Source organism: Brasilonema octagenarum UFV-OR1 (assembly GCF_963888615.1).
In the GTDB taxonomy this organism is placed as follows: Bacteria; Cyanobacteriota; Cyanobacteriia; order Cyanobacteriales; family Nostocaceae; genus Brasilonema; species Brasilonema sennae.
The window spans coordinates 1-3,764 of sequence record NZ_CAWPKW010000242.1 but is presented as its reverse complement, the minus strand read 5'-3'; the positions used below and the strand labels follow the sequence as shown (position 1 = coordinate 3,764).

Sequence of the window (3,764 nt, the reverse complement as noted above, 5' to 3'; positions counted from 1 at the left end):
AGCGTGCGCTTGCGCTTACGCCCTTGGCGTGCGCTTTGCGCTTACGCAGTCGCCTCTGTCGGGAAACCCTCCTGCAGCGCTGGCTCACTGTTTACTGATAACTGTTCACTGATTTAACGAGGTGGATAATTTACGTTTGATATTTGTTGCCACAAATTTTGTGCATTGTTCGCCCACTGGAAATTCTTCTGAGCTTTGTATAGATCTCTGGCATATTGCAACACTTCTGCTGCCTGTGGATATTGCTTTAACTCTATAAAAACTAACCCAGCGCTATAATAAGCATTGGCATTATTTGTGTTTGCTTGTGCTGATTTTCTAAAAGCTTCTAATGCATATTTTAATTTTCTTTGATTTAACAAAATTGCACCGAGTTCGTAATGAGCTTCGGAATATTTGGGATTTCTTTTAACTGCTTTGCGAAAGGCATCTTTTGCTTTATCAGTTTGCCCCTGTTGTAAATAACAGATGCCCATATGATAAGCAGGTTCTGGTGCGTTTTTGGTCAGTTCAATTGCTTTTTTAAAGGATGCGATCGCTTGCTCACAATCTCGTTGTTGCTCGCGCAGCAACCCTAAATTATAGTGAGCCGTTCCTAATTTAGGATCAAGTTGTATTGCTCGTTGCAAATAATCGTTCGCTTGCTGCCAATTACTCCCTTCTAAAAGCGAGCCACCGAGATCAGCATATGCCTGGGCAAACTGGGGATCAGATTGTGTCGCTTTGTAAAATGCATCAGCCGCAGGTTGTAATTGTCCTGCTTGTCGCAGTGCTAATCCTAAGTTGTAGTGAGCTGCGGCTAAGTTGGGATCAAGTTCTGTGGCTTTACGAAATAAGGCGATCGCATCTTTGACTCTCCCCACCTGAATGGCTTCTAATCCTTGTGTTAAGTAATCTTGAGCGCTGCTATCAATGTATTGCGCCAGTTTGAGAAGGTGATGAGATAAAGGAGCAGCCGGAGGTGGAGAAGCTGAGGATGATGGGCACACAAGGCTTTGGATCACTAATATCAAACCCACTAAAGTAGGAAGGCGATTTTTATAAAGAGGAACCTGCATTGTTTTCTGGTGTTTGAACAGTTTAAGTTACGTTTACTTTACAAAGTTTTTGTTACATATGCTCACATTCATATAAGTTTAATTTTATATAGCAAATTTTGTAATAGTTAAATTTTCTTGAGTTAAATATTACGAGAAAATACAATTTTTCACTACCTATATTAAAAGAGAGATAATCTCAAGTTAAGGAGACAATAATCTTTGGGATCATCAAATTTTGAACTATCAATAACATAAGATAACGCGGCTAGATATGTCTAGCTGCAAGGGAGGTTGTATGAACGAAAAAGTGAAATCGGGTTCGCGAAATGTGGCAATTGTTGGTCCATATTTAAGTGGAAAAACCACATTCCTGGAAAGTTTATTATTCGTTACAGGTGCAATAACTCGCAAAGGCAGCGTTAAGGATGGTAACACAGTAGGAGATAGTGCTGCTGAATCGCGCGATCGCCATATGAGTGTAGAAGTGAGTGCTGCTAGCACTGAATATAATGACACTCGCTTCACATTTATTGATTGTCCTGGAAGTGTGGAATTTGCCCAAGAAACGTACAACGCCTTAATGGGCGTGGATGCAGCAATTGTCGTTTGCGAACCCATCACAGATCGAGTTCTCACTCTTGCCCCTTTATTTAAATTCCTGGACGACTGGGAAATTCCTCACCTCGTCTTTGTGAATAAAATGGATCGGGCTAATATCAATGTCTTAGACACGCTACACGCTCTCAAAGCCGTTTCCAGTCGTCCCTTGGTAGCGCATCAATACCCCATTATGCAAGGGGAACAGCTCATGGGCTTTATCGACTTGGTGAGCGAACAAGCATACAAATACCATGCAGGTGCACCTGCTGATCCTATTCCTTTCCCGGAAGAACTCAAAGAACAAGAACACACAGCACGGGCAGAAATGCTCGAAGCTTTGGCAGATTTTGATGACCATTTACTAGAAGAACTTTTAGAAGACATCGAGCCTCCCCAAGAAGAAATCCTCAAAGACCTGAAAATGGAATTAGGGGCAGATTTGGTTGTCCCTGTTTTCTTTGGAGTTGCTGAGCAAGATTACGGTGTACGCCCACTTCTAGAAGCTTTACTCAGAGAAGCGCCTGAACCAGAAACCACAGCAGAACGTCGCTTAAAAGTTAAAAAAGGCGATTCCCCTGTGGCGCAAGTGCTGAAAACTTACTACACCCCCCAAGGCGGCAAATTATCTCTGGTACGAGTTTGGCGGGGTAAGTTAACTGATGGTATTGTTCTCAACGGCGTTCGTGCTGGTGGTTTGTACCGCCTCATGGGACAACAGCAGCAGTCAATTAATCAAGCTTGTGTTGGTGAAATCGTTGCGATTAGCCGTTTAGAGGGTATTAAGACCGGGGATACTCTTTCTTTTGAACAGATAACGACGGCATTACCCAAAGCTGGACAACTAGAACCAGTTTATGCTCTGGCAATTACTCCCGAAAAGCGCAACGATGAAGTAAAACTCAGCAGTGCTATCACTAAGCTGTTGGAAGAAGATTGTTCTCTTGCTTGGGAACAACACGGCGATACTCACGAAGTTATTCTTTGGGGTCAAGGCGAGATTCATTTGCAAGTTGCACTAGACCGACTGCGCCGCAAATATAATCTACCGATGACCACGCACTTACCGCAAGTGCCTTATAAAGAAACCATTCGCAAACCAGCGTCATCAATTCACGGACGCTACAAACACCAAAGTGGTGGTCATGGACAGTTTGGCGATGTTTACCTGGACATTCAGCCATTATCACGCGGCGAAGGCTTTAATTTCAAAGAAACTATTGTAGGTGGTGTTGTTCCTAGGCAATACATTCCTGGTGTGGAAGTAGGCGTGCGGGAGTTTCTGTCACATGGTCCATTGGGCTTTCCAGTTGTAGATGTCAAGGTAACTCTCACAAATGGTTCTTACCACACTGTTGATAGTTCTGAGCAAGCATTTAAGCAAGCTGCCCGTGTTGCCATGCAAACAGGAATGCCAAAGTGTGAACCTACTCTACTAGAACCTATCCTCCGTGTGCAAGTCTCCACTCCAAACGAATTTACTGCCAAAGTACTGCAACTTGTGACTGGTAGACGGGGGCAGATTTTGGGTTATGAAGGTGTACATGACTGGCAAGGATGGGACTGTGTGATTGCTTATTTACCACAAGCAGAGATGCAGAACTTTATTGTGGAGTTGCGATCGCTCACTCTTGGCGTTGGTTCCTTCCATTGGGAATACGACCATCTTCAAGAAGTTCCTGATAGAATTGCCGATCGCATTCTTACCTCTGGTAATGGCAATGGTAAATGATTCTTGATTTTGGATGACTAAAATTCTCTGATTTTCCACAGTTGCTGATTTTTGGTAATCATATGAGGACACCTGTATTCGGTGTCCTTTTATTTTCCAAAGATTGTTTTTTTGCAGTAGTTGTGAAAAAAAGTACTTGTGAACTACCTACGCCTATCTGAGTATAGATAAGGTGTAGGTAGTTCACCTGCATAAGTCAACTCGAAGTTTATCTATAAAAAGAAGTAAAAACTTAGTCGAAGCTCACATTTTATCTGTCATCTGAGATCTTGCACCTCCGGTTGAGTACGCCTTGAACTAAAGTTCAAGGCTAATAACCCAAGTCCGTTAAAACGGACTGAAAAACTTACTCAGTCCGTTTTAACGGACTTGGACTTTGAGCCAAGAAATTTATT

The 3,764-nt window shown here is 42.8% G+C and carries 2 protein-coding genes; one reads left to right on the top strand and one right to left on the bottom strand.

What is annotated here, in order from left to right; genetic code table 11:
- Positions 1 to 113 precede the first annotated feature (113 nt).
- Positions 114 to 1,058 carry a tetratricopeptide repeat protein gene (locus tag AC5590_RS19745; protein WP_169268913.1) on the bottom strand — a complete coding sequence of 315 codons (945 nt, stop codon included), beginning with the start codon at positions 1,056 to 1,058 and terminating at the stop codon, positions 114 to 116.
- A gap of 277 nt (positions 1,059 to 1,335) precedes the next feature.
- Here AC5590_RS19745 and AC5590_RS19740 point away from each other — a divergent pair, with 277 nt between their 5' ends.
- Positions 1,336 to 3,369, top strand: coding sequence for an elongation factor G (locus AC5590_RS19740; RefSeq protein WP_169268912.1), 2,034 nt, complete (start codon positions 1,336 to 1,338; stop codon positions 3,367 to 3,369).
- Positions 3,370 to 3,764: the final 395 nt, after the last annotated feature.